This is a genomic window from Kitasatospora cystarginea, from assembly GCF_039533515.1.
Taxonomy (GTDB): domain Bacteria; phylum Actinomycetota; class Actinomycetes; order Streptomycetales; family Streptomycetaceae; genus Kitasatospora; species Kitasatospora cystarginea.
The window spans coordinates 116044-139151 of record NZ_BAAATR010000020.1 but is presented as its reverse complement, the minus strand read 5'-3'; the positions used below and the strand labels follow the sequence as shown (position 1 = coordinate 139151).

Here is a 23108-nt window from a genome sequence, read left to right as displayed (position 1 = left end):
GGTGTCCCGTGAGGGGCGCGACACAGCCGAGGGTGCCGGGAGGATGTGTGGCTTCCTTGTGCTTCCGGCGGGCGGTACTGCGGGCGGTACTGCGGGAGGTGGTGGCGGCGGACGGTGGGCCTCGTGGTGTTGTCAACCCGGTTTGCCGGGGCGGTGTTTGGAGGCGGGGTCGGGCAGTGGTCCGGCCAGGGGCGGTCCACGTCAAGGGCGGTACGGGGGCGTCGCAGCGGTGGCTGTACCGACCGAAGGGTGCTCGCCGGCTCTGCCGCGGCGGGCGGAGCGGGTGTCCGAGCAATCACTCCGCTGCCGTGAACACCCGCTCCGGGCAGGCGGGATCGAGCCGACCCAAACCTGCCGGGCCCGCCCGCGCGAGCGCCCGTGGCCAAGAATGATCCCCGGTGCGAGAGGATTGGCGTCCACCAGGATCGGCACCTGACAGGAGACGAACCCCCATGCGCACTGCCGCCGTCGTCGGCACCGGACTGATCGGCACTTCCGCTGCCCTCGCGCTCACCGGTCGCGGCTTCAGCGTGTATCTGGAGGACGCCGATCCGGATGCCGCGCGTACGGCGGCCTCGCTCGGTGCCGGTACCACCGACCTGCCCGAGGGGCCGGTCGACCTGGCGATCGTCGCGGTGCCGCCCGCCCTGGTGGGCAAGGTGCTCGCGGACTGCCAGCGCCGGGGGCTCGCCCGCTGGTACACGGACGTGGCGAGTGTGAAGTCGGGGCCGCGGGCCGACATCGCCTCGCTGGGCTGTGACACCACCCACTACATCGGCGGCCACCCGATGGCCGGGCGGGAGGTGTCCGGTCCGCTGGGCGCCCGGGCGGACCTGTTCGAGGGCAGGCCGTGGGTGCTCACCCCCACCCCGGACACCGACACGGACACCCTGAACGCGGCCCTGGAACTGGTCGCGCTCTGCGGCGCCATGCCGATCGTGATGGACGCCTCCGCGCACGACCGCGCGGTCGCGCTGGTCTCGCACACCCCCCAGCTGCTCTCCTCGCTGGTCGCGGCCCGGCTGGAGCACGCGGACGAGACCGCCATAAGGCTCTCCGGCCAGGGCGTCCGGGACGTGACCCGGATCGCGGCCTCCAACCCCGCGCTCTGGGTGGACATCCTGTCCGCCAACGCCGGAGTGGTCGCCGACATCCTGGAGGAGGTCGCGGCGGACCTCGGCGAGACCGTCACCGCGCTGCGCGCGATGGAGGCCGCCGACGAGACCGAGCGCCGCAGTGGCGCGGCCGGGATCGAGGCCGTGATGCGGCGCGGCAACACCGGTCAGTCCCGGATCCCCGGCAAGCACGGCGCTCCGCCCACCCGGTACGAGACGGTCGCGGTCGTCCTCGGCGACCAGCCCGGCGAGCTCGGGCGGCTGTTCGGCGAGGTCGGCGCGCTCGGGGTCAACATCGAGGACGTGGCCATCGAGCACTCCAGCGGCCAGCAGGTCGGCTTCGTCCAGCTCTCGGTCGCCCCGGCGGCGGTGCGGCGGCTCATCGGCGCGCTGCGCGAGCAGGGGTGGAGCGTCCGGGACTGAGCGCCGGGGGCGGGAGTGGTCCGTCCGGGGCCCGGCTCCCGGGAACCGGCGCGCCCGCCCGGCTCCGGTCGCGGCCCGGCGGGCTGGTCCGGATGGGTGAACCCGGGGATTCGACTACCCTTGTGAGGTCAACCCCAGGCTGTAGAGAGAGGTTCGCCCCGTGGACACTGCCGACCGAGCGTCCGCCCCGGTCGTCGTCGCCATCGACGGACCCTCTGGCTCCGGTAAGTCGACCGTCTCCCGGGCGGTCGCCGCCCGGCTCGGCCTGAGCTTCCTGGACACCGGCGCCATGTACCGCGCGATGACCTGGTGGATGCTGACCAACGACGTCGACGTCGAGGACGCCGACGCGGTGGCCATAGCCTGCGGCAAGCCGGTGATCGTCTCCGGCACCGACGCCGCGGGCCCGACCATCACGGTCGACGGCCAGGACGTCTCCGGACCGATCCGCGGCCCCGAGGTCACCTCGAAGGTCAGCGCCGTCGCCGCGGTCCCGCAGGTGCGGGCCCGGCTGGTGGAGCTGCAGCGCGGCTGCGCCGAGGTCGCCGAGCGCGGCATCGTCGCCGAGGGCCGTGACATGGGCACCGTGGTCTTCCCCGCCGCCACCCTCAAGGTCTTCCTGACCGCCTCGCAGGCCGCGCGCGCCGAGCGCCGTGCCGCCGAGCTGCGGGCGAAGGGCGTGGACGAGGCGACCATCGCCGCGATGGCCGCCGACCTGACCCGCCGGGACGCCGCCGACTCCTCCCGCGAGACCGACCCGCTGACCCAGGCGCCGGACGCCGTCCTGGTGGACACCAGCGACCTCACCCTGGAGCAGGTGATCGACCGGATCGTGGGCCTGGTCCAGGAACGGACCGGCTGCCTCGCCGCCTGACGACCCGGCCCCGGCCGGACCATCGGGCCCGTACCCGGGGCCCTGACAGACAGACCTGCGGCCGCCCGCGACGAGGGCGTCACGCACCGCGCTGCCCCCGAGGGGCAGGTACGCACGGCACGCCCCTGGGAAGGGCCGGTGCCGGGAAACGGAAACACGAAGATGAGCAACGAGACCGCGCACGGTTCGCACGGAGAGCTCGACGCGTCCGAGTACGCCGAGTTCATGGCGCTGGCCGCCGAGGAAGGCTTCGACATCGACGAGATCGATGCCGAGCTGGACGCCGCCGGGCACGGCCCGCTGCCGGTGCTGGCCGTCGTGGGCCGCCCCAACGTCGGCAAGTCGACCCTGGTGAACCGCATCATCGGCCGCCGCGAGGCCGTGGTCGAGGACCGCCCCGGCGTCACCCGCGACCGGGTCACCTACGAGGCCACCTGGAACGGCCGCCGGTTCAAGCTGGTCGACACCGGTGGCTGGGAGGTCGACGTCCTCGGCATCGACGCCGCCGTCGCCGCCCAGGCCGAGTACGGCATCGAGACCGCCGACGCGGTGCTCTTCGTGGTGGACGCCACCGTCGGTGCCACCGACACCGACGAGGCCCTGGTCAAGATCATCCGCAAGGCCGGCAAGCCGGTCGTGCTCTGCGCCAACAAGGTCGACGGCCCCTCCACCGAGGCCGAGGCCGCCTACCTGTGGTCGCTCGGCCTCGGCGAGCCGTACCCGGTCTCCGCGCTGCACGGCCGCGGCTCCGGCGACCTGCTCGACGCCGTCATGGCCGCGCTGCCCGAGGCCCCGCCGCAGACCTTCGGCGACAGCCCCGTCGGCGGCCCGCGCCGGGTGGCCCTGATCGGCCGGCCCAACGTGGGCAAGTCCAGCCTGCTCAACAAGGTCGCCGGCGAGGAGCGGGTGGTCGTCAACGAGCTGGCCGGGACAACCCGCGACCCGGTCGACGAGATGATCGAACTCGGCGGCAAGACCTGGAAGTTCGTGGACACCGCCGGTATCCGCCGCCGGGTCCACCTGACCGCCGGTGCCGACTTCTACGCCTCGCTGCGCACCGCCTCCGCGCTGGAGAAGGCGGAGGTCGCGGTCGTCCTGATCGACGCCAGCGAGACCCTGGCCGAGCAGGACACCCGGATCATCTCGATGGCCGTCGAGGCCGGGCGCGCCGTCGTCATCGCCTACAACAAGTGGGATCAGATCGACGAGGAGCGCCGCTACTACCTGGAGCGCGAGATCGAGCGCGATCTCGTCCAGGTCCGCTGGGCGCCCCGGGTCAACGTCTCGGCGAAGACCGGCCGCCACATGGAGAAGCTGGTCCCGGCGATCGAGACCGCGCTGGAGGGCTGGGAGACCCGCATCCCGACCGCCAAGCTGAACGCCTTCCTCGGCGAGCTGGTGGCCGCCCACCCGCACCCGATCCGGGGCGGCAAGCAGCCGCGCATCCTGTTCGGCACCCAGGCCGGTACCCGGCCGCCGCGCTTCGTGCTCTTCGCCTCCGGCTTCCTGGAGGCGGGCTACCGCCGCTTCGTCGAGCGCCGGCTGCGCGAGGAGTTCGGCTTCACCGGTACGCCGATCTCGATCTCGGTGCGAGTGCGGGAGAAGCGCCGCAAGAAGTGAGCAGGCCGCCTGAGCGGCAGTCCGGAGGCCGGGTACCCGTTGCGGGGCCCGGCCTCCGGCGGCTCTTGGGGTCCGTAGCGCTTTCTGGCGGTTCTCGGCGCCTCGTGGCACGTCGTATGAGGTGTGTCGTGCGGTGCCGTGTCTGTCCGGTCCTGGCGGCCCGTGGCATGTGCTGGCACGCGCCGTGGCACTTCTTGGCACTCTGTGGCGTTTCCGGGCGTGAAGTGCATGGGCGGAAGCGGTGGTTCGGTGTCGGGCAGGCCGGACCGGCGTCAGCCCTGGCCGGGGATGCGGCCCGGGGGCAGTGACAGCACGCCGCGGTGGCGCCCGCTGAAGCCGTTCACCTCACCGACCCCGCCGACGACCGGCTGCGCGGGGGCGAGGTAGCCCGAGGCGACCCAGCCCTGACCGCCGGATGCCTGGGCCGCGCCCGCGTACTGGCCGTTGCCGGCCGGTTGGCCGGTGGTGGCGGGCCGAGCGGCGCCGGGGTGCCCTGCGGCAGCCGCCGCTGCCCCGAACTGCCCGGTCGCGGCGAGGAATTGACCCGCGCTGAACTGGCCGGACGTCACCTGCCCCGGCGTGAACGACCCGGTTGAGTGCTGCCCGCTCCCGTACTGCCCGCCGTTGCCGCCGCCCTGCTGGCTCGGCATGAACTGCGGCGTGCCCTGGGCGTGCCCCGCGTAGGTGTCGAACACCTGGTGCTGCGGCGGGTACGCGGTCAACTCCGCGCGGGTGCCGTACGGCTCGCCGCGCGAGGCGTACGAGTCCCCGGGTGGGAGTGCCTCACGGACGGGCTGGGCGTCCCGGCTGAAGTACCCCGCCCGGGGAGTGTCCCGTACCGCGAAGCCGGTGAAGCGCAGATCCTCCTCGCCGGTCCGGTCACCGGGAAGGGCCCGGAACAGTCGCCGGTACTCCGAGTACAGCGCGTCGTAGATGGGGGTCGGCGAGGAGGGGTGCTCCGCGTCGTACGACGGGCGCATGCCCGGGATGGAACGGGCGCCGGTGGCGGAGGGGCGGTGGGTGACGACGTCGTAGCTGTACACACGAAGGCCAACGATCGAGGCGGCCGGGGGATGCGGGGCCGGGACGGCCGTCCTGTGTCACTCCCGGCACTCGGTGGCGGGATCGCCAGGGTGTTCGCCGGTTCGTCCATGGGTTCGCCCGTCGTGCCCCTCGTGCCGGTCCTTCGCCGGTTCGCCTCCAGCCCGTCGTGCCGGTCCTTCGCCGGTTCGCCTCCAGTCCCCCGCGCCGGCTTCGGCTCGTCCGGCCTCCGGCCGCGGCGCGGGCGGAGCCGCAGCAGGTCATGGCGGGACGGCTGCGTCACCGGGCCCGGACGGACGTTCTCCGGCCCTGTGGCGAGGTGCCGGAGGGGGCCGGAGAACGGGGAGCGGCTCGGGAGTTCGGCGCGGCGGCCCGGTACGAGGGACGGGCCCGGCGCGCGCGGGAGGACCGTCAGGTCCCGGCCAGCGGCAGGATGGCACCGACCAGCAGGCCCTTGGCAGCGGCACGGTCGAGCGCCTGGCGCAGCAGGTCCTCGCGGGGCTGGCGGCCGACGGTGCCGGCCGGAACCGCGTACATCGTCACCGTGGCCTGGGCGTTGGCGGCCTGCCGCCAGGCGTCGGTGACCTGGAGCGGCTGGTGCGCCTGCCACCAGGCGGAGCTGCCGCCGGTCGCCGAGGGCTGCAGGATCGCGTGCAGCTTGCCCATCGCCATCAGCACCGACCAGCCGGGCAGCGGTGAGTCCGGGGCCCTGTCGACGTCCGTGACCTGCTGGAAGTGGTGGTCGGTCAGCAGCGAGAGGAACTCGTCCTCCCCGGAGGTGTTGCCGGGACGGCCGACCGGCCCGGTCGGTTCGACCACCAGTGCGGCGTGCGCGGTGTCACCGCACATCACCAGACCGCAGGTGATCCCCAGGACGGCGGGCTGCCCGGCGGCCGGCGGCGCGGGCCGTTCGGCCTCGGGCGCCGTCTCCGCAGCGGCTCCGACGCCACCCCCGGCACCACCCCCGCTCCCGGGCGCGCCGACGGCCGGAGCGCCGCCCTGGGCCTGGTTGATGCTCTCCACGGCGCCGCGCAGCTGAGCCTCGGAGACCGGTACCACCTGCGAGGGAATGCAGCGGGCGTGGGCGAAGGCGAGTACCGCCGTCTCGTCACCGACGAACAGCACGGTACTGGTGGCCTCCTGGGAGGAGTCACCAGGGGCGCGGCACGAAGTGCAGTCGTAGGTTTCGGGTGCGTGTGCACCGGCGAGCAGGCGGTCTGCCTCGTCGTCGCCGATCTCGGCTCGGACCTCGTCGCTGACAGCGAGCATGCGCGGCAAGGGGGACTCCTCGGGTCGTCAGGTAATGGCGGCCGGGCGCGTCCGACCGCCATTACCAACGGGCCGCCCGGCCAGGGGTCACGGGTGAACGCACCCGCGACGGGAATTGCCGCTAATCCGACTGCGAGCTGTGAACACCTGAACGCAATGTGTCGACGCCGTATGCGAGCGCACCGGGTTCCGCCGTTGTCGGGGCGCCGGCCGCCGGGCTGCCGGGAGCCCCGTCGGTAGGTGACCTGTGGGGTCCGGGGTCCTTCATCGCCAGCGCAGTTCACCCATGGCGACCTTGGTGCCGAGTTCCACCGCGAGTTTCAACCCGGCCTGCGGGTAGTGCCGTTCCAGCGCCTCCTGCGCGGCCGCCGCGTTCTCGGCCTGGCCGACCTCGGTCTCGAACGTCCGCAGGTAGTCCCGGGTGTAGTGGATCGCCGACACGTCGGCGGGTGCGCCCGCCCTGCGGTGTCCGGCGGCCACGAAGGACGGGTCGAGGGCCTCCATGCCGTCCAACAGGTCGATCCAGGCGCCGCGCCCGGCCTGCGTCGGGGTGTCGGCGGTCCACACGTGCAGCCCCTGGAACAGCAGCACGCCACCGAGGACCACCCGCTGCCGGTGCTCCCACAGATAGTGCCGGTCCGGGAGGTGGAAGTCCGCGCCGCGCAGTTCCAGTCGGTGGCCCTCGAACTCGATGGCGTCACCGGCCAGCGGCTCGGGCAGGACCAGCCGCGTCGGGAGTTCGGGGCCGAGCCGCGCCCAGGTCTCCAGTTTCGACCGGTACGTCTCCTTGATGTGCGCCACGATCGCCGGGGCGGCGAGGAACCTGGCCTTGGGAAAGGCGTGGTGGATCGCCTCGGAGCCGAAGTAGAAGTCGGGGTCGCCGTGGCTGATGAAGACCGCGGTCAGCTGCTTGCCGCAGACCCTGACCTCCTCCGCCAGGCGGTGGCCGTCGGAGCGGGTGAAGCCCGCATCGACCAGGAGTGCTTCGTGCCGGCCGGTGACCAGCACGGCCGACTTGCCGAGGGAGGACTCGGGAAGGTCGATGATCTTGAAATCCAGGGTCTTCATGCTGGCTCCTCGGCATGGGCTGCCCGGCACCGGCTTCTCGGCGCCGGTGCCTCGGCCGGACCTCGGTCGGGCTCCCGATCGGGCTCGTCGGTCGGCATCCCGATCGGGGCTCTCCGGTCGGGGTACTCCCAGCTCAGCCCTGGACCCGGCACGCTGCACCCGCAACCGGTCAGGCGTGCGCCGAACGGCTGACCCCGGGGCCGCCGCCGCCCGGCCGGCGCGGGCCGGACTGCTGCGAGGATGGGTGCATGGACGGCGAGACGTTCCCCCTCTTCCCCGCGGAGTCGCTGTTCCCGCCGGAGCCGCGCGAGCGCTCCGAACCTGCGCCGGGCACCGTCCATGTCCCCGACTGGCTCTCCCTCCCCGAGCAGCGCGGACTGGTCGAGGCCTGCCGAGCCTGGGCCCGCCCGCCGGCCGGGCTGCGCACCGTCCGGATGCCCCGCGGTGGCGAGATGTCGGTACGGATGCTCAGCCTCGGCTGGCACTGGTACCCGTACGGCTACGCCCGCACCGTGGTGGACGGCGACGGCGCGCCGGTCAAGCCGTTCCCGCCCGAGCTGGGCGCGCTCGCGGTCCGCGCACTCGCCGAGGCGTACGGTCCGCGGCTGCCCGAGATCGCCGGGGCGGTCGGCTACCGGCCCGACATCGGGGTGGTGAACCACTATCCGCACGGCGCGAAGATGGGCCTGCACCGCGACCGCGAGGAACGCATCGACGCCCCGGTGGTCTCCCTCTCGCTCGGTGACAGCTGCGTGTTCCGGCTGGGCAACGCCGAGACCCGCACCCGCCCCTGGACCGACCTGGAACTGCGCAGCGGCGACCTGCTGGTCTTCGGCGGCCCCTCCAGGTTCGCGTACCACGGAGTGCTGCGGACCGTGCCGGGCACCGCCGACCCGGCACTCGGGCTGGTCGGGCGGCTGAACATCACCGTTCGGCAGTCGGGCCTGACGTGAGCGGGGGCGTACGTCCCGGGTAGGCCGGTACGGCGGGCCGGGCGTCGGGGGTGAGCCGGTCCGTACGGCGAGCCGGGGGAGTTCGTCCCTACGGCGAGCCGGGACCCGGTCCGTACGGCGGACCGGTGGCCAGGAGTACCCGCAGGCCGTGGGGCGAACGGGGCTGCCGCCGACCTCCATCCGACGCGCGCCCGACGCGCGCCCGACGCGCGCCCGACGCGCGCCCGACGCGCGCCCGACGCGCGCCCGACGCGCGCCCGACGCGTACCCCCGGGCGGCGGGAATTACGGCGGGCCGAGCAGACTTCTGTGTAGACGAGGCGGTCGTCGGGTGAACCGTGCCCCACGAGCCCGTCGAGAGAGGAAGTGTGGCCATGGAGACACCCGTCGATCACCTTGTCGACCTGCTCGACCTGGAACAGATCGAGCACAACATATTCCGTGGCCGGAGTCCCGAGGAGGCGCTGCAGCGCACCTTCGGCGGCCAGGTCGCGGGGCAGGCCCTGGTTGCGGCGGGTCGCACGGTGGAGGGTGGCAGGCCGGTGCACTCGCTGCACGCCTACTTCCTGAGGCCCGGCGTTCCCGGCGTGCCCATCGTCTACCAGGTCGACCGGATCAGGGACGGCCGCTCCTTCACCACCCGGCGGGTGCTGGGCATCCAGCAGGGCCGCAGCATCTTCGCCCTCACCGCAGACTTCCACCAGCCAGAGCAGGGCGGCATCGAGCACCAGGCCCAGATGCCCGACGTGGCCGACCCCGAGGACCTGCCCAGCGCGCTGGAGGAGGTCGGCGCCAAGCTCGGCGAGCTGCCGCCCTTCATCAGCCGCCGCCAGCCCTTCGACATCCGCTACGTGGACCGTCTGCGCTGGAGCAAGGACGAGCTGGCCGACGTCGAACCGCGCAGCGGCGTCTGGCTGCGCACCCACGGCGCCCTCCCCGACGACCCGCTGATCCACGTCTGCGCCCTCACCTACGCCAGCGACATGACCTTGCTGGACGCCGTCCGCGCCCCGATCGAACCGCTGTGGGGCGAGCGGAACTTCGACATGGCCTCGCTCGACCACGCGATGTGGTTCCACCGCCCGTTCCGCGCCGACGACTGGCTGCTGTACCAGCAGGAGTCGCCGATCGCCCACGGCGCGCGCGGCTTGGCACGCGGTCAGATCTTCGACCGGAAGGGCCGGCTGGTCGTCTCCGTCGTACAGGAGGGGCTGTTCCGGCCTCTCACCGGCCGCGGCTGACCGTGGCCCCGAATCACCCGATCCGACGAACGGCTGAACCATCTGACTGTCGCATCGACCGAACCCTCGCATTGACTTGGACCGTCGCCTCGACCCGGACCGCAACATCGAGCCGGATCGTCGCACGCCGACCAGGACCTTCGTGTGCGGATCGTCGTGCCTCGCCCCGGACCGTCGTGCGCCGCCCGTCGTATGCCGACCGTGGTGCACCGACCGTGGTGCACCGACCGGAAAGGTCGTACCGAGCCGTACCGAGCCGCACCGAGTCGAACCGTCGCCTCGAGTCGAACCCTCGTACCGAGCTACCCGGGAGGCACGCACCGTGACCGCCACCGCCACCGAGGAATGGAAGCACTGGACCGAGGCCCGCACCGCCTCGGTGACCGCACCGCACGGCCAGCTCGCCCTCACCGGCACCCACTGGCTGGACTCCGAACCCATCGAGATCTCGGGCCTGCCCGGGCTCTGGTGGGCCTCCGAAGGCCTGGTGCGGCTGCGCGCCAAGGCCGATGACGACATCCGGATCAAGGGTGCGGAGGCGCCGGTGGACGGCGAGGTCGCGCTGCGTCCGGACACCGCGCGCAGCCCCGACCTGGCCGAGCTGGGGGAGCGGTTGCTGGCCCCGATCGAGCGAGAGGGCGAGCTGGCCCTGCGGGTCTTCGATCCGGACTCGGCACGGCGCGCCGCCTTCGCCGGGATCACCGTCTATCCCTACGCCCCGGAGTGGGCCGTACCGGCCGTCTTCACCCCGTTCGAGGCGGAGAAGACGGTCAGCGTGCCCAACGCCGACGGGCGGGAGCGCCCCCTGGAGGTCACCGGGCAGATCTCCTTCACCCTGGCCGGTGAGCCGCACACGCTCACCGTCAGCCGCGCGGGTAGGTGGCTCAGCGGCGTGATCAGTGATGCCACCAGCGGCAGCGACACGTACCGCTTCCGCTTCATCACTCTGCCCGAACCCGACGAGAGCGGGCACACCGTGCTCGACCTCAACCGGGCCCACCTACCGCCGTGCGCCTTCTCCGACCACTACATCTGCCCGTTCCCGCCACCCGACAACCGGTTGACGATCGCGGTGGAGGCCGGGGAGAAGCAGGTGCTGAGCCGGTGACCGCCGACGCGGCGAGCGGGGGCGGTGGCGACGAGGGCGGGGTGTGGCCGAGCATGAGTTCCCGTGTCGACTAATCCGCCTCCGCCTCCGCCCTCGTCCCTGTCCGCATCTCTGTCCCCGTCTCCGTCCTCCTCGGCTACGGCCTCCGCCTCCGCCCCCGACTCCGATTCCCGCTCCGACTCCGATTCCGGCTCCGGCTCCGATGCGTCAGCGTCCGTCCGGGACGCCGGTCCGGCCGCAGGCCGCTCTGGCGGGCGGCTGCGGCGGCTGACCAGGGGAGCGCTCGCCGACCTCACCCCGCTGCGGGAGATACCGGACTACCGCCGGGTCTGGTTCGGCCAGTCCGTCTCCTCGGTCGGGCAGCAGATGACCGCCGTCGCGGTCTCCGTCCAGGTCTACCAACTGACCGGCTCCAGCTTCGCCACCGGCCTGGTGGGTCTCTTCGCGCTGGTGCCGCTGGTCGTCTTCGGTCTCTACGGCGGCGCGATCGCGGACACGGTGGACCGGCGACTGCTGGGACTGGTCGGCTCGGGCGGTCTCGCCCTGGTCTCGGCGGTCCTGGCGGCGCAGGCGGTGCTCGGCTCGCACACGGTCGCGGTGCTGTACGCGGCGGTGGCCGTGCAGGCGGCCTTCTTCGCCCTCAGCTCGCCCGCCCGGTCCTCGATGATCCCCCGTCTGGTGCCGAGCCGTCAGCTGCCCGCCGCCAACGCCCTGAACACCATCAGCATGAACCTGGGCTCGACCGTGGGCCCGATGCTCGGCGGCGTCCTGATCGGCGCGTACGGGGCCCGGGCCGCCTACCTGGTGGACACCCTCGCCTTCGGCGCCACGCTGTACGCGATGTGGCGGCTGCCCGCGATGCGGCCCGGCGGCGACGGCGAGCGCAGGCGGCGCGCCTCGGTGCTGGACGGCCTGCGCTTCCTCCGCGAGCAGCCCAACCTGCGCACCAGCTTCCTCGCCGACCTCGCCGCCATGATCTTCGGCCTCCCGCGTTCCCTCTTCCCCGCCGTCGCGGTCGGCTTCTACGGCGGTGGCCCCGGTACCGTCGGCCTGCTGGTCGCGGCCCCCGCCGTGGGGGCACTGCTCGGGGCCGCGTTCTCCGGCTGGGTCGGCCGGGTCCGGCGGCACGGCGTCGCCATCCTGGCCGCCGTCGCGGCCTGGGGACTGTCCATCGCCGCCTTCGGCCTGGTCCACAACCTCTGGCTGGGCCTGGCCCTGCTCGCCGCGGCCGGCTGTGCGGACACCATCAGCATGATCTTCCGGAACACGATGATGCAGGTGGCCGCCCCCGACGAGATGCGCGGCCGCCTCCAGGGCATCTTCATCGTGGTGGTCGCCGGCGGCCCACGCCTAGGAGACTTCGAGTCCGGCACCGTCGCCTCCCTCACCTCCCCAGCCGTCTCCGTGATCACCGGCGGCCTCGCCTGCCTCGCCGCCGTCCTCTTCCTGGCGGCCCGCCGCCCCGCCTTCCTCCGCTACGACGCCCATCACCCGACACCCTGACCTGCGCCGCCCACCGACCCCCAGCACGCCAGTAGCGACACCTGGCAGCGAGCACCCCCCGTTGTGCTGTATTGTTTTCCACGTCGCCGGGAACCGGGGACAAGGTCAAGAAGCCGAAGACCGGAGGCCGCAGGGCAACCAGCCGGAGGCGTCAGGACCACGGGACGTGGCGCAGCTTGGTAGCGCACTTGACTGGGGGTCAAGGGGTCGCAGGTTCAAATCCTGTCGTCCCGACGTGAGTCGGAAAGGCCGTTGGCCGGGAGAAATCCCAGGTCAGCGGCCTTTTGTATGACACGGCGTCAGATTCAACAAGCAGTTGTTCGCACACTGTTGGGGACCACTTGGGGACCAAGTGGTACCCAGGTGGTCGCATCCGGGGACCAGGGGGTCCTATAAGGGCCTGTTCAGGCCTGGAAATTGACTACCCACGGTGACCGATACCGGATCGTAACCAACGATTTTTCGACACCCCATGACGCAATCCGGCCAACTTTGGGGGCAGTTGAACGAGCCCTTCGAAATCTGTCAAGACGTCAGCCGATTTCGTGACCTCTCGCTGAAGGTGCCTGCGGCTCCTCCCGGACCTTCCGGCGAGCCAGCGCGGGAGGCAGACCGGATCTCGGATTCATCTACGCACAGTGACCATCGCTGCCCCGGCGCGAGTGCGAGAATCGGCCGACGACCACGACCGTGCGGAGGCTGAGGCGTGCTTGCAGGCGAGTTTCGGCAAAAGGGCGGCAGCCTGCTGCTGGGCGCCCGGTGCCCCGGCGAGACGGGCCCGTTCGGACCGTACGGCTCGGATGGCGAGCCGCCGCATCCGGAGTCCGCGCTCTTCCCGGAGCTGCGGTCATCCGCCGGGCCGGTCGCCGAAGGCCCATCACCGGATCAACAAGAGCTGATCCGGAACGCGGGCTGCGGCACCGAGATCTGCGAGTAGGAGGGGACCGTAGGTGTCGATCCACGATTCGCCTGTTGGGCCGGAGGAGCACGCCGGTGAAAGCGGCCTCGGCGCGCCACTCGGGCCGTGGGCGGGGGCGCAGATCGCGGTTTGGTGCGGCAAGACTGGCAAGCAGTGGCACGCCAACCCGGACTGCTACACGCTGCGCAGCCGGGCCCGGGAGGAGGTCTTCACCCAGCCCGTCGAGGGCACGCTTGCCGACCGCCGACTGCCGGAGAACCTGCACTGCGTACCGCCTGGTCTGCTCAGGGACTACCTGACGGCGGCTGGGAAGCTGGGCAAGTACGAGCAGGCCACCAATGTCGGGTGCGAGCAGCTCGACGATGGCCAGCTGCCGGTGATCGCCTTCGGCGCGCTGACGGCCCTCGGTGGCGTGATCGACGCGCTGGAAAGCGATCCGCTGGAGTCCTCCTGGCGATCGGCCCGCCGACGCCGCGACGAGCTGGTTGACCGGGCGCGCCCCCTGCTGGCCGGACGGCTGCCGCTGCTGCTAGCTGCCCAGTGGGTGCTCAGCGGCAAGACCCCGCGCCAGTACAAGGCCCGCTACAGCGACTTCGTCGACGCCTTCATCGACGCGTTCGAGAGCGCGGGGCTCGCGTTCTTCGGCCTGTACGACTACGTGGCCAAGGACATGCTTCCCCGGTGGTTGCAGGATGTCGCGGACGGCAATGCCCCGAGCCGGGCGAGCGATCGCATGGCAACGGAAGAGGAGGCCCGGCTGGAGCGCTCCTCCCAGCGGCCCGACCCCGACGTCGTCCGGCGCGCGACGCAGACCATCGTGCACATCGGCGAGGACTGGGCGCGCCGGCTCGCAGAACTCGTCGCCTCGCACGACGGCGAGGTGGTCGCGCTCTTCAACCAGGAACGGCTGCCAATGGACAAGCCGCTGCGCGACCTCTTCACCACCGTGCGGCCCGGCGCACACCTGCACACCCGCGACTTCGCGTGGACCATCGAGCGCGTTCCCGCGGTTCTCAACCTCTTCTTCTTCGACGAGCGTGAGGGCGAGCGGATCGGTCTGGTCCTAGAGCGCGACGACGTGGACGCCTTCGACACGGCAACGTGCGCCCTGTTCCTGCGCAACCTCGTGGCACAGCTCGGCCAGCCGGACCTCGCCGACTACGTCGAGGCCGGCGCAGGCGCCGCAGCATCGGACGAGATCAGGGTCGATTACCCAGTCGCCCAACTCAGGTGGCCGCACGGCGACCTAGTCCACACCTACCCCGGGCTCGGGATGACCCGCGAGGACCTGCTGCCCGCGCTACGCGCGGCGCAGGGCGGGGTGAGGTTCCCGTCCGCCGGAGACTGAAAGCCATGCGCCGAGTCAGCGATCGATTGCTCTGTTGACACTCGGCCGAGGACCATCGAGCAGCAGGCGTTCTCGCTCACGCAGGCGCCGGTTTACCCAAACCGGACCACGAGTAGTAGGCCCTACGGGATCATTCGCACCGTGAGCGAGATCATCCTGATGTCCGACCCAAGGGTTGCCGCAGTCCCGGTCCAGGAGCGCGGAGAACCACTCATGGACGTACGCCGAGACGGTCGCCTGCGCGTAGATGACCGGAAGCGCGACCCCGCCGGCGCCTTCGCCCACCTCCGGCAAGGCCTCCTCAACCGGCTCCTCGAAGCGCAGACACTGCTCCCCGACGGCCTGCGCCTCCTGTTCGTCGAGGGCTACCGGCCGCTTGCTCTCCAGCGCCGGTACTTCGACGACTATGCGGCGCAGCTGCGCACCGATCATCCAGCATGGTCAACTGGCCAGCTGCGCAGCGCGACCAGCCGCTTCGTGTCTCCGCCCGAGATCGCACCGCACAGCGCCGGCGGCGCCGTCGACCTCACCCTCATCGACGCCGATGGCCGTGAGCTCGATCTCGGGACCCGCGTGAACGCCAGCCCGGAGGAGAGCTCAGGCGCCTGCTACACGCTGGCGGACAACATCAGCGGTGAAGCGCGCGACCACCGGAACATACTGGACTCGGCGTTGACCGCCGCTGGGTTGGTCAACTACCCCACGGAGTGGTGGCACTGGTCGTACGGCGACCGGTACTGGGCCCTGACGGCCGGAGCCCAGGCAGCCCTATACGGGCCCGTGGATCTGATCTAGGGCATCAGTCCCATACCCGGGCAGGCAGCTTGGCCGCAGCGGAAGCCGCAGTCGCTGAGCCAACTAGGGCCTATGATCACCACCGTGACCGCCCATGAGCATGCATGGGTCCTCGCCGATGAGTTCAGAGCACCCGTCGGCGATCATAATCACGTGGTCCCCTGCTTCGTCCCAAGCGACCCACCACAGGAGTTCATCGTTCTGATCTTGCACGAAGGCGCTGTGGCGGCCGTCGTGGGAGGGGCTGAGGTCGCATGTGGCCTTCTCCTCGACTTCGCAGCCCGCCGCTTCCAGCCCGTTGAGAGTGGCCACCTCTGTCTCGCTGAGGTTGACGCTGCTCGCACAGCGCGGCTCCTTCGGTGCTCGGCAGCCCTCACCGTCGGCGTGATCTGCGGGGAGCAACGGAAATCCACAGTCACCACAACACGGCGCCTTCTCGACGGAGAACTCGGCGCCCTCCCAGCGGAGCCACCACATCATGTCCGAGTCGGCAGCGATGTCACCGGCGAAGACCAGATGCCTACCTTCGTGTCCAGTAGTCAGGTCGCAGCCGTATTCGTCGTCTTCGACAAGGCCGTTGACTTCAAGGTCGTCAACCTGTTGTTCGGTGAGCGTGATGCTCTCAGGGCAGCTCATTCCGACACCATCGCATGGACCGCCGACAACTCGGGGGGTTTCCATGCACCGCGGCCGTCCTACTGGCCCGGAAGGCCACCGCCATCCCGCTAGGTCGCGGACGAGTGCCGTGAGTTCTACGTTGCTCTCACGCTTGCCAATGATGAGACCGTCCTGATCACCGGCTACATACCGCTACACCAGGCCGGCAAACAGGCACCACGACGCGGAAGACCGAAGTTCAGGACGCATGAGGTTCGTCGCCGAAATTGAGAGCCAGCTGTTCTGCTGACCCATACGTGCAGTTGCCCAGCAGCGCCTGCCGGCACAACTCCGCTCACATGGGCTTCACCCGCGCTCGCTACCTGGAGGCCAGGCATCGCGGTCGCGGAGGTGATCGAACACCTCGACCTCGGCGGCGAGGACGTCGAAGTGGGGGAGCGGGGCCCAGAGGCTGCGCTCGCCGATCACGTAGAGACGGTGTTTGGCGCGGCTGGCGGCGACGTTGAGCAGGTGCGGGGTACGGGCGGCCCAGTCGCGGGCGCCTTCCCGGCCGCCGCCGAGGACGAGGATGACGACGTCGGCTTCCTTGCCCTGAGCCCGGTGAACAGTGGCACAGCGTTCGTCGAGGACCTCGAAGGTCCAGCCGGGGCGGTCGCCGCAGATCTTCTTGCACTCGGCGACGAGCGCGCGGAAGGGGGCGATGATGCGCAGCCGTTCAAGGCTGATGTCGTGCTGGTCGAGGCGGCCGAGGATGAACTCGAAGGCGCGGCGGTCGCGTTCGCCCCAGGGAGCGTCGGGCGCGCGGGTGGGGTCGTCGGTGTTGAGCCAGCGGCTGGGCAGCAGGCCGTCCCGCTCCTCGTCAGGGAACGGTTTGCCCGGGGTGCCGTAGACCATGAGGCCGCCATATGCGACCTCGTTGCTGATGGTGAACATCGGTTCTTCGCAGCGGCGGTGGACGCGCAGGGGCGATCCGACCCAGACGTGCTCGTCATTGCCGCCGGGGGCGGGAAGGTAGGTGCCGTAGCGGTTGGTCTGGTCGGCGACGGCCTGGGCGGAGGTGGCCGAGGGAAGCCACTGCTCGTCGACGGCGTAGGCACGCAGCAGCCTGCGCTGAAGGGCGGTGGGCATGGTGACGACGGGTTCGAGCTGGAGGGGGTCGCCGACGAGCACGGCGCGGCGGGCCCGCCACAGGGCGCCGACGGCTGCCTGTGGGGTGGCCTGGCCGGCTTCGTCGACCAGGACCCAGCCGATGGTGCCCTGTCCGAGGCGGGCGAACATGCTGCCGACGGAGGAGAAGGTGGTGGAGACAACCGGAACCAGGAGGAAAAGGGTCTGCCAGGCACGCTCGACCTCCTCGTCGGGGATCGGCCCGCTGGCGTTCGTCATCAGTTCCATGAGGACCTGGAGGTTGCCGTGGACCTTCTTGGCGGCCCCCGCGACGAGCGCGCGGTGCAGGTCGAGGGCGCGCAGGAAGAGGTCGCTGCGGGCGGTCGACCAGGTCTCGTCGGACCAGGGCGAGCCGAGTTCCTGGTCGCGCTCGTCGAGGTGGAGCCACCCCAGCGGCAGGGAGGGCAGCGTCGTCGCGGCCTCCCGCAGCTGCTGGTGGCGGGAGTCGAGGTCGGCGACGGCGGCGTCCAGGTCGTGCCGGGCCGCCATCGCGGCGGTGCGGGCGCACGCGAGATCGGCGGCGGCCGCATTCTCCTGGGCGAGGGCGGCCTGCTCGCGGGCTTGGGCGGTGGCCAGCGTGGTCGCGGCACCGACGACGGCGGTTCCGGCGTCGATGTGGAGGTCGACGGCCAGGGCCTCGGCACGGACAGCGTCGGCGACCTGCCGCACAGCACCGTCGAGGGCGCGGCGTTGCTGGACCAGCAGGTCCATGATCTCGGCCTGGGTGCGTTCGCGTTGCTGCTCGGCGGCCTGTCGGTCGGCGGGGCTCTGCAGTAGCCGGCGCAGCCCGCCGCGCAGGCCGCGTTCGACGGTCGGCGGCGTGTCGTACCGGACGGTCAGCGCGCCCACGTACTCGCGGTGATGCGCGGCCAGTTCCCGGGCCCCGGACAGCTGGGCGCGAGCAGCCGCCAGCTCCTGGCGGGCTCGAGGAACGTGTTCGCCGGCTGTGTGGTGCTCGGCCTGGGCGGTCGCGGTGGCGGCATGGGCCGCGGCGACGGCGGCATTGGCCGCCTCCAGGCGGGCCGTGCACGCGCCCACCCGCTCGTCGGCCCGCTCGATCGCGGCCTCCAGATCCGCGATCCGCCGTCCGGCCTGCGGGGACTCGACGGCCTCCAGCGAGGCGGCCAGCCGGATGCGCTGCGCGCGCAGCCGCTCCACCTCGGCCTCGGCTGCGCGGAACGCGGAGACGGCCTGGCGCCACGGCGGAACGGGCCGGGCCGGGGCAGCCGGCGCGACGGCTCCGGCGGCCGGGCGGCGTCCGCGGGTCATGGCGGTCGGCGGGATCCAGTCGCTGAGGATCGCCTTCATACCGCGCAACGGCGGCAGGCCAGCGGCGGTGCGCGCGTCGGTCTCCTTCTCCGGTAGGCGACCCCACCAGAACCGCTCGCTGAACTCCTTGCGGTTGGTCTTGTTACCGAGCACGGCCGCCACCAGACCCCACGCCGGCGCGCCGCCGAGGAGCGCGGAGGCGAGATCGGAGAAGTGGTCCGGGCCGCCCCGCCATTGTTCGCCGAGCGCGTCCAGGCCTGGCAGTTCGGCGGTGATGTTCTCCACCGCGCCGTTGTTGGAGGAGGTGACCACGATCTCGAACCCGGCCAACCGCGGGTCGAGCCGGGCGACGTAGCGCTTGTGCTTGCCCTGCCGGTCCAACCCCTGCCATGCCCGGCCGGTGAATGCCTGCCCAGGCCGGTCGAACGTAGCCATTACCGCCGCCCGCTCGACCACCAACGCGGCCACCAGGTCGCGCAGCATCGTGGTCTTGCCGGTGCCCGGCGGACCGTTCACCGAGAACATCCCGCCCTCGCTGCCCACACGGTCGGCGAGCATGCGGTCGACCGCGAACTGCTGGCTCAACGCGAGCGGGAACCGCGCCGGTGAGGGCCACCGCCCGGCCGGCACCAGAGTCGGGGCCACCCCGGCCAGAACGACCTCGCGTGCCTGCCGCACATCTGTACGCACCGACACATCAACGGCGTCGCGCTCAGTGAGGTAGGCGTCCAGCGCGGGCCCGATCCCCTTGCCGGCCGCCGCGCGTACGCGGGCCAGGTCGGGCGGAAGAAGGCTGTTCAGGAACGGCGCCGCAGCAGCGACCTTTGTCCGGGGGCCACGCGGACGGTGAACCAGGCGACTGCGCACGCGAATCACCCGCGGGCGCAGGTACCCCTCTACCCCGCACAGGTCCGCGATCTGCGCCGTCAGCGCCACCAAGTCGGCCAGCCCCACCGCCCGAGGACCGGGTTCGTCCTCCTCCGTCAGCGCACCTTGAAGCGGTGCCGCAGGCTCCGCGGCAGCGGCGTGCACGGCGTCGCCCGAACAGTCGTCCTCCTCGTGCTCTGCGGCGCGACGGCGGGCGGCCGCCCAGTCGGCGGCGCGCCGCACGAGGGGCTCCGCCGCGCCCTGCACCGTTGCGCCGGCGATTTCGCCGAATAGTGCTCCGACTGCGCCTACGGCCGCACCGCCCAGGATTTCGGCCAGCAGCTGCCGCCAGCCGGGGGCCCTTGACGCCGGTGCGGGATCCGCTGGCGCTGGCGGGTGAGGCCGATGGGTGAGCACGACACCCGGCCCCTGGGTGTAGAGGATGGCGGTGGCAGCCAGCTTGTCGATCGCGGCGCCGAAGGCGTCGTTCAGGTCGTCGAAGCCGTCCAGCCACCCCGATGCGGCCGGTCCGGGGTCGAAGAGCCGGCCGGTGGCCCACGCGCACGAAGAGATCACCGAGGTGTCGTCGACCGGCCGGCCCTCTTCGTCCAGGACCAGAGCGAACATGGCGCTTTGCCCGGACAGCACCAGCTCCGACTGCGGCACCCCGGGATCGGGGTTAGTGCCTTCGGGTAGCACCGCGATCATTGCCTGGCGAAGCAGCTCCAGATCGAAGAGACCGCCGTAGACCTCGTGGCGCCACATCTTCCCGTAGGGTGCCTGGCGCTTGGCGGTGGCCGGGTGGTCCGAGTCCCACGGCAGAGGCAGGAGTGCCTGGCCCGGCTGAGGGGTCACGTCCACGACGTACTCGTCCAAGGGACCGGAGCGTGCGGCTCGGCGTCGGCGTGGCAGTGATGGGATGCTCGGTGGGCTGAACAGCTCGATTGCTCGCCAGCACTCCAGCAGAGCCTCCCGGCGACGGTCCCGCACGTGTTCGCTCCGCACCCACTGCCCCCGTGTCGAACGTGCGGCACCCGGCCGCTTCGTGTGCCGATCAGCTGCCCGCAGATCTACCGGACCCCGAGCACCCGAGCCGAGTGCCCAGGTCGCCGTCCTGTCGATGCGTCCGTTACCCGGGGCCGTCGGTGTGACTAGACGCGGAGTACCCCCCCGCCGGATCGGTTGTCGTCAGCGTGCGCGGATCATGGCGGTGAGCCGGGGCGAGTCCGGTGAGGGCTGCTGGCTGTTGACAGGCTGGTAGCCCCAGGATTCATACAGGGCCTGGACCTTGCCGTCCCCGGCGAGCGGGTTGACCATGAGGGTGACGCGGTCTTCGGTGCGGTGGGCGAGGAGTTCGTCGTGAATGCGGCGGGCGGTGCCGGTTCCGCGCCAGGGGGTGCGGACGCCGATCTCCTTGATGGCCAGCACGGGGGTGTCGGTGTAGCCGTCGGGCAGCGGTTCGGCCATGCGCTTCCAGTACCGGTCGCCGGCGTCGATGGTGTTGCCGTAGGCGTACCCGACCGGTGCTTCGCCGTCGTAGCCGAGGACGAGTCCGAAGCCGGGCTCGGTGACGTGCCGGTCGAGGCGTTCGGCGAACGCCTCGACGCGGTAGTTGGCCAGGTGCAGCAGCGGCGCCCGGACGTCCTCGTACACGTCCAGCAGGTCCTGGCGGGCGCCGGGGGTCAGCTCGGTGTGGTGGCGGAGTTCGATGGTCACGTGCTGGTCCTCCAGGTCTCGTGCGCGTATTCGGCCCAGGTGCGGGCGGGGCCGCTTCCGGCGGCGCGGTCGGTGAGCTTGGTGCCGAAGGCGGTCAGCATGCCGGTGACTCGGGGGTGCGTGGAGACCTCGGCCGGGACCGACATGGCGGTGGCGACGGCGGGCTCGAGGGCGCCTTGGCCGAGCTGGGCGTGGGCGAGGCGGACGGTGGTGATCGCGTAGGAGCGCTGCATGGCGCCCCGGCGAAGCGCCATGCTGCGGTGCGCGCGGGCCTCGGCCTCCTCCCAGTTCCCGGCGGAGAGGTGGGCCGCGAGCGCGAGGGAGTCGAGTTCCGACTGGTCGTAGAAGGCGGTTATCCACAGCGGGCGGGAGGCGCCGGGGTCGGCTCGGTCAAGGGCTTCCTGCGCGTGGCCGAGGGAGCGTCGCACCGCATTGGTGTCGCCGGTCAGGCCGTGGATGGCCGCGTGGCGGGCGTGTCCGAGGGAGGCGAACAGCGGGTCGCGTCGGGCGATGGGCAGGTTGCGGGCCACGTCGTTGGCGGCGAGGGCGTCGCCGGGGCGGCCGAGGTGGCGGTAGAGGCTGCCGGCGTGGGACCAGATACGGAACTGGATGCCGCTGTCGCCGGACATGGCCGCCAGGGAGGCGGCCTTCTGGTGGTGCTGGAGGGCGGCTTCGAAGCGGCGGCCGTCGATGGCGGCCCACATCGCGCTCGACATGAAGGAGGCCGCGCTGGCGTACAGCTGGGCCCTGATCCGCTGGGTGGCGGTGCCGTGCTCTTGGAGGGCGAGGGTTTCGTCGGCGAGCTGGCCGGCGCGGGTCTCGATGCTGAGCCGGCCGCCGTGGCGGTGGTCGCTCGCGACGACCTCGGCGAAGCGGGCCTGCAACTGCTGGATGTCGGTGATCCCGATCCGACGTGGTCCGGCCGCGGCTGTGGCGCTGGTGAGCGTGGCCACGGTCGCGCCTCCGGCAACCGCTATGAAGTCGCGTCGCCTCACGTCTTCCTCCGTTGTGCTGCGGGTCCGCCCGGTGGGGACGAAGCCCAGTTCCTCGGGCATGCAGTCGAATACTGCCGTGAGCGCGAGGCGGATCTTGACCGGAGGCCAACGGGTCTGACCGGTAAGCCAGTTGTGCACTGTGCGCTCTGATACCGTGCCGAGCTTCCCCGTGAGGATCTTGACCTCGGCGTTCACTTCGCGGGCTAACTCTGCCTTCGTCATGCGGCGTTCAGCCATCCGGAGGCGGAGAGCATCGTTGGCCACCATGCGATCAACGTAGCCGCGTTGTCACGTGATGTGCAGGGGGTCGGGTAATGAGACCGTCAAGTTTTCCGGTTTGGTGAGGACCAGAAGATCTCGTACTTTGCCTCACCGACAGGCAGCTGACGGTCGTTCACTGGATGCGCAACCGCCGCCCACATCCCCGGGGCGGCGCTCCTGGCGCCAGGCCCGTCGTGTGTTCCGGGCCTGGCGCCGGCCAACTCGCATCCGCACCCTCACCAGGAGTTCCGCCATGACGTTCACCGCTGGCATGCCCCCGCGAGCCAGGGACACGTCCGTTGCCCGACGAAGGCTCCAGGCACCATGACCGCCGCAACCGCGACTGCCGCCTCGACTGTCACCGAGGCGGCCACTGCGGACCTGCCCTACAGGCCTGAGTCCGCTTCGGCGGCCCGGCGGATGGTCCGCGCGAAGCTGACCGAGTGAAGCCTGGAGTACCTGGTCGAGGACGCCGAGGTGATCGCCTCGGAGCTGGCAACCAACGCGGCCAAGACCGGCTGGCGGCGGCAGATGAGGGTCGAGATCCAGCGGCTCGACGAGAGATCGGTCCAGATCCGTGTCACCGACGGCTGCCGCGTTCTGCCGGTCATGGTCGAGGCCGACGGCCAGGTCGAGGGCGGCCGGGGCATCGCCCTGGTCCACCACCTCACCCGCGGCCACTGGGGCGCCGACCGGCTGCCGCACGGCAAGACCGTCCACGCCGAGCTGGGGGTCGTCGCGTGAGTGCCCAGCATCGCGGACCCCGCCGTGACCTGGTCGGCGATGCCATGAAAGCCCTGGTGGTGTCCGGCCACCTCGTCGTCCTCGGCCTGCTCGGTTACCTAGTCGAGCAGCAAACCGAGCACCAGCCGCTCGTGGCGGCGGCGATGACGGATGCCGACCCGCCTGCCGATTCCCTGTGACCTAGCGAGGAGCCAG

General features: G+C 71.6%; 19 protein-coding genes and 1 tRNA gene. 13 read left to right on the top strand and 7 right to left on the bottom strand.

All coding sequences use genetic code 11. The annotated features are described in order from the left end of the window. Positions 1-452: 452 nt before the first annotated feature. From ABD369_RS22275 to der, 3 genes are all read left to right on the top strand, one after another. Positions 453-1538, top strand: coding sequence for a prephenate dehydrogenase (locus tag ABD369_RS22275; protein WP_344638252.1), 1086 nt, complete (start codon positions 453-455; stop codon positions 1536-1538). A 160-nt stretch (positions 1539-1698) separates the two neighbouring features. Continuing rightward, positions 1699-2412, top strand: coding sequence for a (d)CMP kinase (gene cmk, locus ABD369_RS22270; protein WP_344638251.1), 714 nt, complete (start codon positions 1699-1701; stop codon positions 2410-2412). Between the two features lie 162 nt (positions 2413-2574). Further along, complete coding sequence (der, locus tag ABD369_RS22265) at positions 2575-4032, top strand: ribosome biogenesis GTPase Der (RefSeq protein WP_344638250.1); 1458 nt, start codon at positions 2575-2577, stop codon at positions 4030-4032. 272 nt (positions 4033-4304) lie between these two features. On the opposite strand, the gene ABD369_RS41215 is transcribed toward der, so the two are convergent. From ABD369_RS41215 to ABD369_RS22250, 3 genes are all read right to left on the bottom strand, one after another. Continuing rightward, positions 4305-5075 carry a hypothetical protein gene (locus ABD369_RS41215; protein ID WP_425557722.1) on the bottom strand — a complete coding sequence of 257 codons (771 nt, stop codon included), beginning with the start codon at positions 5073-5075 and terminating at the stop codon, positions 4305-4307. Between the two features lie 409 nt (positions 5076-5484). Then, positions 5485-6342 carry a hypothetical protein gene (locus ABD369_RS22255; RefSeq protein ID WP_425557726.1) on the bottom strand — a complete coding sequence of 286 codons (858 nt, stop codon included), beginning with the start codon at positions 6340-6342 and terminating at the stop codon, positions 5485-5487. A gap of 264 nt (positions 6343-6606) precedes the next feature. Continuing rightward, positions 6607-7410 (bottom strand): MBL fold metallo-hydrolase, encoded by an 804-nt coding sequence (locus tag ABD369_RS22250; RefSeq protein ID WP_344638248.1) that lies wholly within the window; start codon positions 7408-7410, stop codon positions 6607-6609. 248 nt (positions 7411-7658) lie between these two features. On the opposite strand from ABD369_RS22250, the gene ABD369_RS22245 reads away from it, so the two are divergent. The 8 genes from ABD369_RS22245 (at position 7659) to ABD369_RS22210 (ending at position 15276) form a co-directional block, all read left to right on the top strand. Next, positions 7659-8363 (top strand): alpha-ketoglutarate-dependent dioxygenase AlkB family protein, encoded by a 705-nt coding sequence (locus ABD369_RS22245; protein WP_344638247.1) that lies wholly within the window; start codon positions 7659-7661, stop codon positions 8361-8363. Between the two features lie 373 nt (positions 8364-8736). Beyond that, entirely contained in the window at positions 8737-9603 is an 867-nt protein-coding gene (locus tag ABD369_RS22240; protein ID WP_344638246.1) for an acyl-CoA thioesterase, read from the top strand. A gap of 322 nt (positions 9604-9925) precedes the next feature. Next, a complete protein-coding gene (locus tag ABD369_RS22235; protein ID WP_344638245.1) occupies positions 9926-10711 on the top strand; it encodes a DUF1684 domain-containing protein in 786 nt (261 codons plus the stop codon). Positions 10712-10969: 258 nt separating this feature from the next. Next, on the top strand, positions 10970-12214 hold the full coding sequence (locus tag ABD369_RS22230; RefSeq protein ID WP_344638277.1) for an MFS transporter: 1245 nt from the start codon (positions 10970-10972) through the stop codon (positions 12212-12214). A gap of 160 nt (positions 12215-12374) precedes the next feature. Next, positions 12375-12448 (top strand) — tRNA-Pro (locus tag ABD369_RS22225). A 472-nt stretch (positions 12449-12920) separates the two neighbouring features. Beyond that, positions 12921-13151 carry a hypothetical protein gene (locus ABD369_RS22220; protein WP_344638244.1) on the top strand — a complete coding sequence of 77 codons (231 nt, stop codon included), beginning with the start codon at positions 12921-12923 and terminating at the stop codon, positions 13149-13151. A 13-nt stretch (positions 13152-13164) separates the two neighbouring features. Next, a complete protein-coding gene (locus ABD369_RS22215; protein WP_344638243.1) occupies positions 13165-14481 on the top strand; it encodes a hypothetical protein in 1317 nt (438 codons plus the stop codon). Positions 14482-14622: 141 nt separating this feature from the next. Further along, positions 14623-15276, top strand: coding sequence for a M15 family metallopeptidase (locus tag ABD369_RS22210; RefSeq protein WP_344638242.1), 654 nt, complete (start codon positions 14623-14625; stop codon positions 15274-15276). 63 nt (positions 15277-15339) lie between these two features. On the opposite strand, the gene ABD369_RS22205 is transcribed toward ABD369_RS22210, so the two are convergent. The 4 genes from ABD369_RS22205 to ABD369_RS22190 form a co-directional block, all read right to left on the bottom strand. Beyond that, the gene (locus ABD369_RS22205) at positions 15340-15912 is read right to left on the bottom strand and encodes a hypothetical protein (RefSeq protein ID WP_344638241.1); all 573 of its coding nucleotides are present in this window, start codon (positions 15910-15912) and stop codon (positions 15340-15342) included. 327 nt (positions 15913-16239) lie between these two features. Continuing rightward, complete coding sequence (locus ABD369_RS22200) at positions 16240-20073, bottom strand: DEAD/DEAH box helicase (protein WP_344638240.1); 3834 nt, start codon at positions 20071-20073, stop codon at positions 16240-16242. Between the two features lie 312 nt (positions 20074-20385). Continuing rightward, entirely contained in the window at positions 20386-20913 is a 528-nt protein-coding gene (locus ABD369_RS22195) for a GNAT family N-acetyltransferase (RefSeq protein ID WP_425557721.1), read from the bottom strand. After that, a complete protein-coding gene (locus ABD369_RS22190) occupies positions 20910-22130 on the bottom strand; it encodes an NsdA family TPR-like regulatory protein (RefSeq protein ID WP_486327275.1) in 1221 nt (406 codons plus the stop codon). The genes ABD369_RS22195 and ABD369_RS22190 overlap by 4 nt, the downstream gene beginning before the upstream one ends. Positions 22131-22619: 489 nt before the next feature. On the opposite strand from ABD369_RS22190, the gene ABD369_RS22185 reads away from it, so the two are divergent. Continuing rightward, a complete protein-coding gene (locus ABD369_RS22185; protein WP_344638275.1) occupies positions 22620-22913 on the top strand; it encodes an ATP-binding protein in 294 nt (97 codons plus the stop codon). Continuing rightward, positions 22910-23092, top strand: a complete 183-nt coding sequence (locus ABD369_RS22180; protein WP_344638238.1) for a hypothetical protein — start codon at positions 22910-22912, stop codon at positions 23090-23092. The genes ABD369_RS22185 and ABD369_RS22180 overlap by 4 nt, the downstream gene beginning before the upstream one ends. Positions 23093-23108: the final 16 nt, after the last annotated feature.

Bases quoted from the DNA above. Each gene is read 5' to 3' on its own strand.
- ABD369_RS22205 (WP_344638241.1), bottom strand. From the start codon at position 15,912: ATGAGCTGCCCTGAGAGCATCACGCTCACCGAACAACAGGTTGACGAC.
- ABD369_RS22275 (WP_344638252.1), top strand. From the start codon at position 453: ATGCGCACTGCCGCCGTCGTCGGCACCGGACTGATCGGCACTTCCGCT.
- der (WP_344638250.1), top strand. From the start codon at position 2,575: ATGAGCAACGAGACCGCGCACGGTTCGCACGGAGAGCTCGACGCGTCC.
- ABD369_RS22190 (WP_486327275.1), bottom strand. From the start codon at position 22,130: ATGACGAAGGCAGAGTTAGCCCGCGAAGTGAACGCCGAGGTCAAGATC.
- ABD369_RS22240 (WP_344638246.1), top strand. From the start codon at position 8,737: ATGGAGACACCCGTCGATCACCTTGTCGACCTGCTCGACCTGGAACAG.
- ABD369_RS22255 (WP_425557726.1), bottom strand. From the start codon at position 6,342: ATGCTCGCTGTCAGCGACGAGGTCCGAGCCGAGATCGGCGACGACGAG.
- ABD369_RS22245 (WP_344638247.1), top strand. From the start codon at position 7,659: ATGGACGGCGAGACGTTCCCCCTCTTCCCCGCGGAGTCGCTGTTCCCG.
- ABD369_RS22250 (WP_344638248.1), bottom strand. From the start codon at position 7,410: ATGAAGACCCTGGATTTCAAGATCATCGACCTTCCCGAGTCCTCCCTC.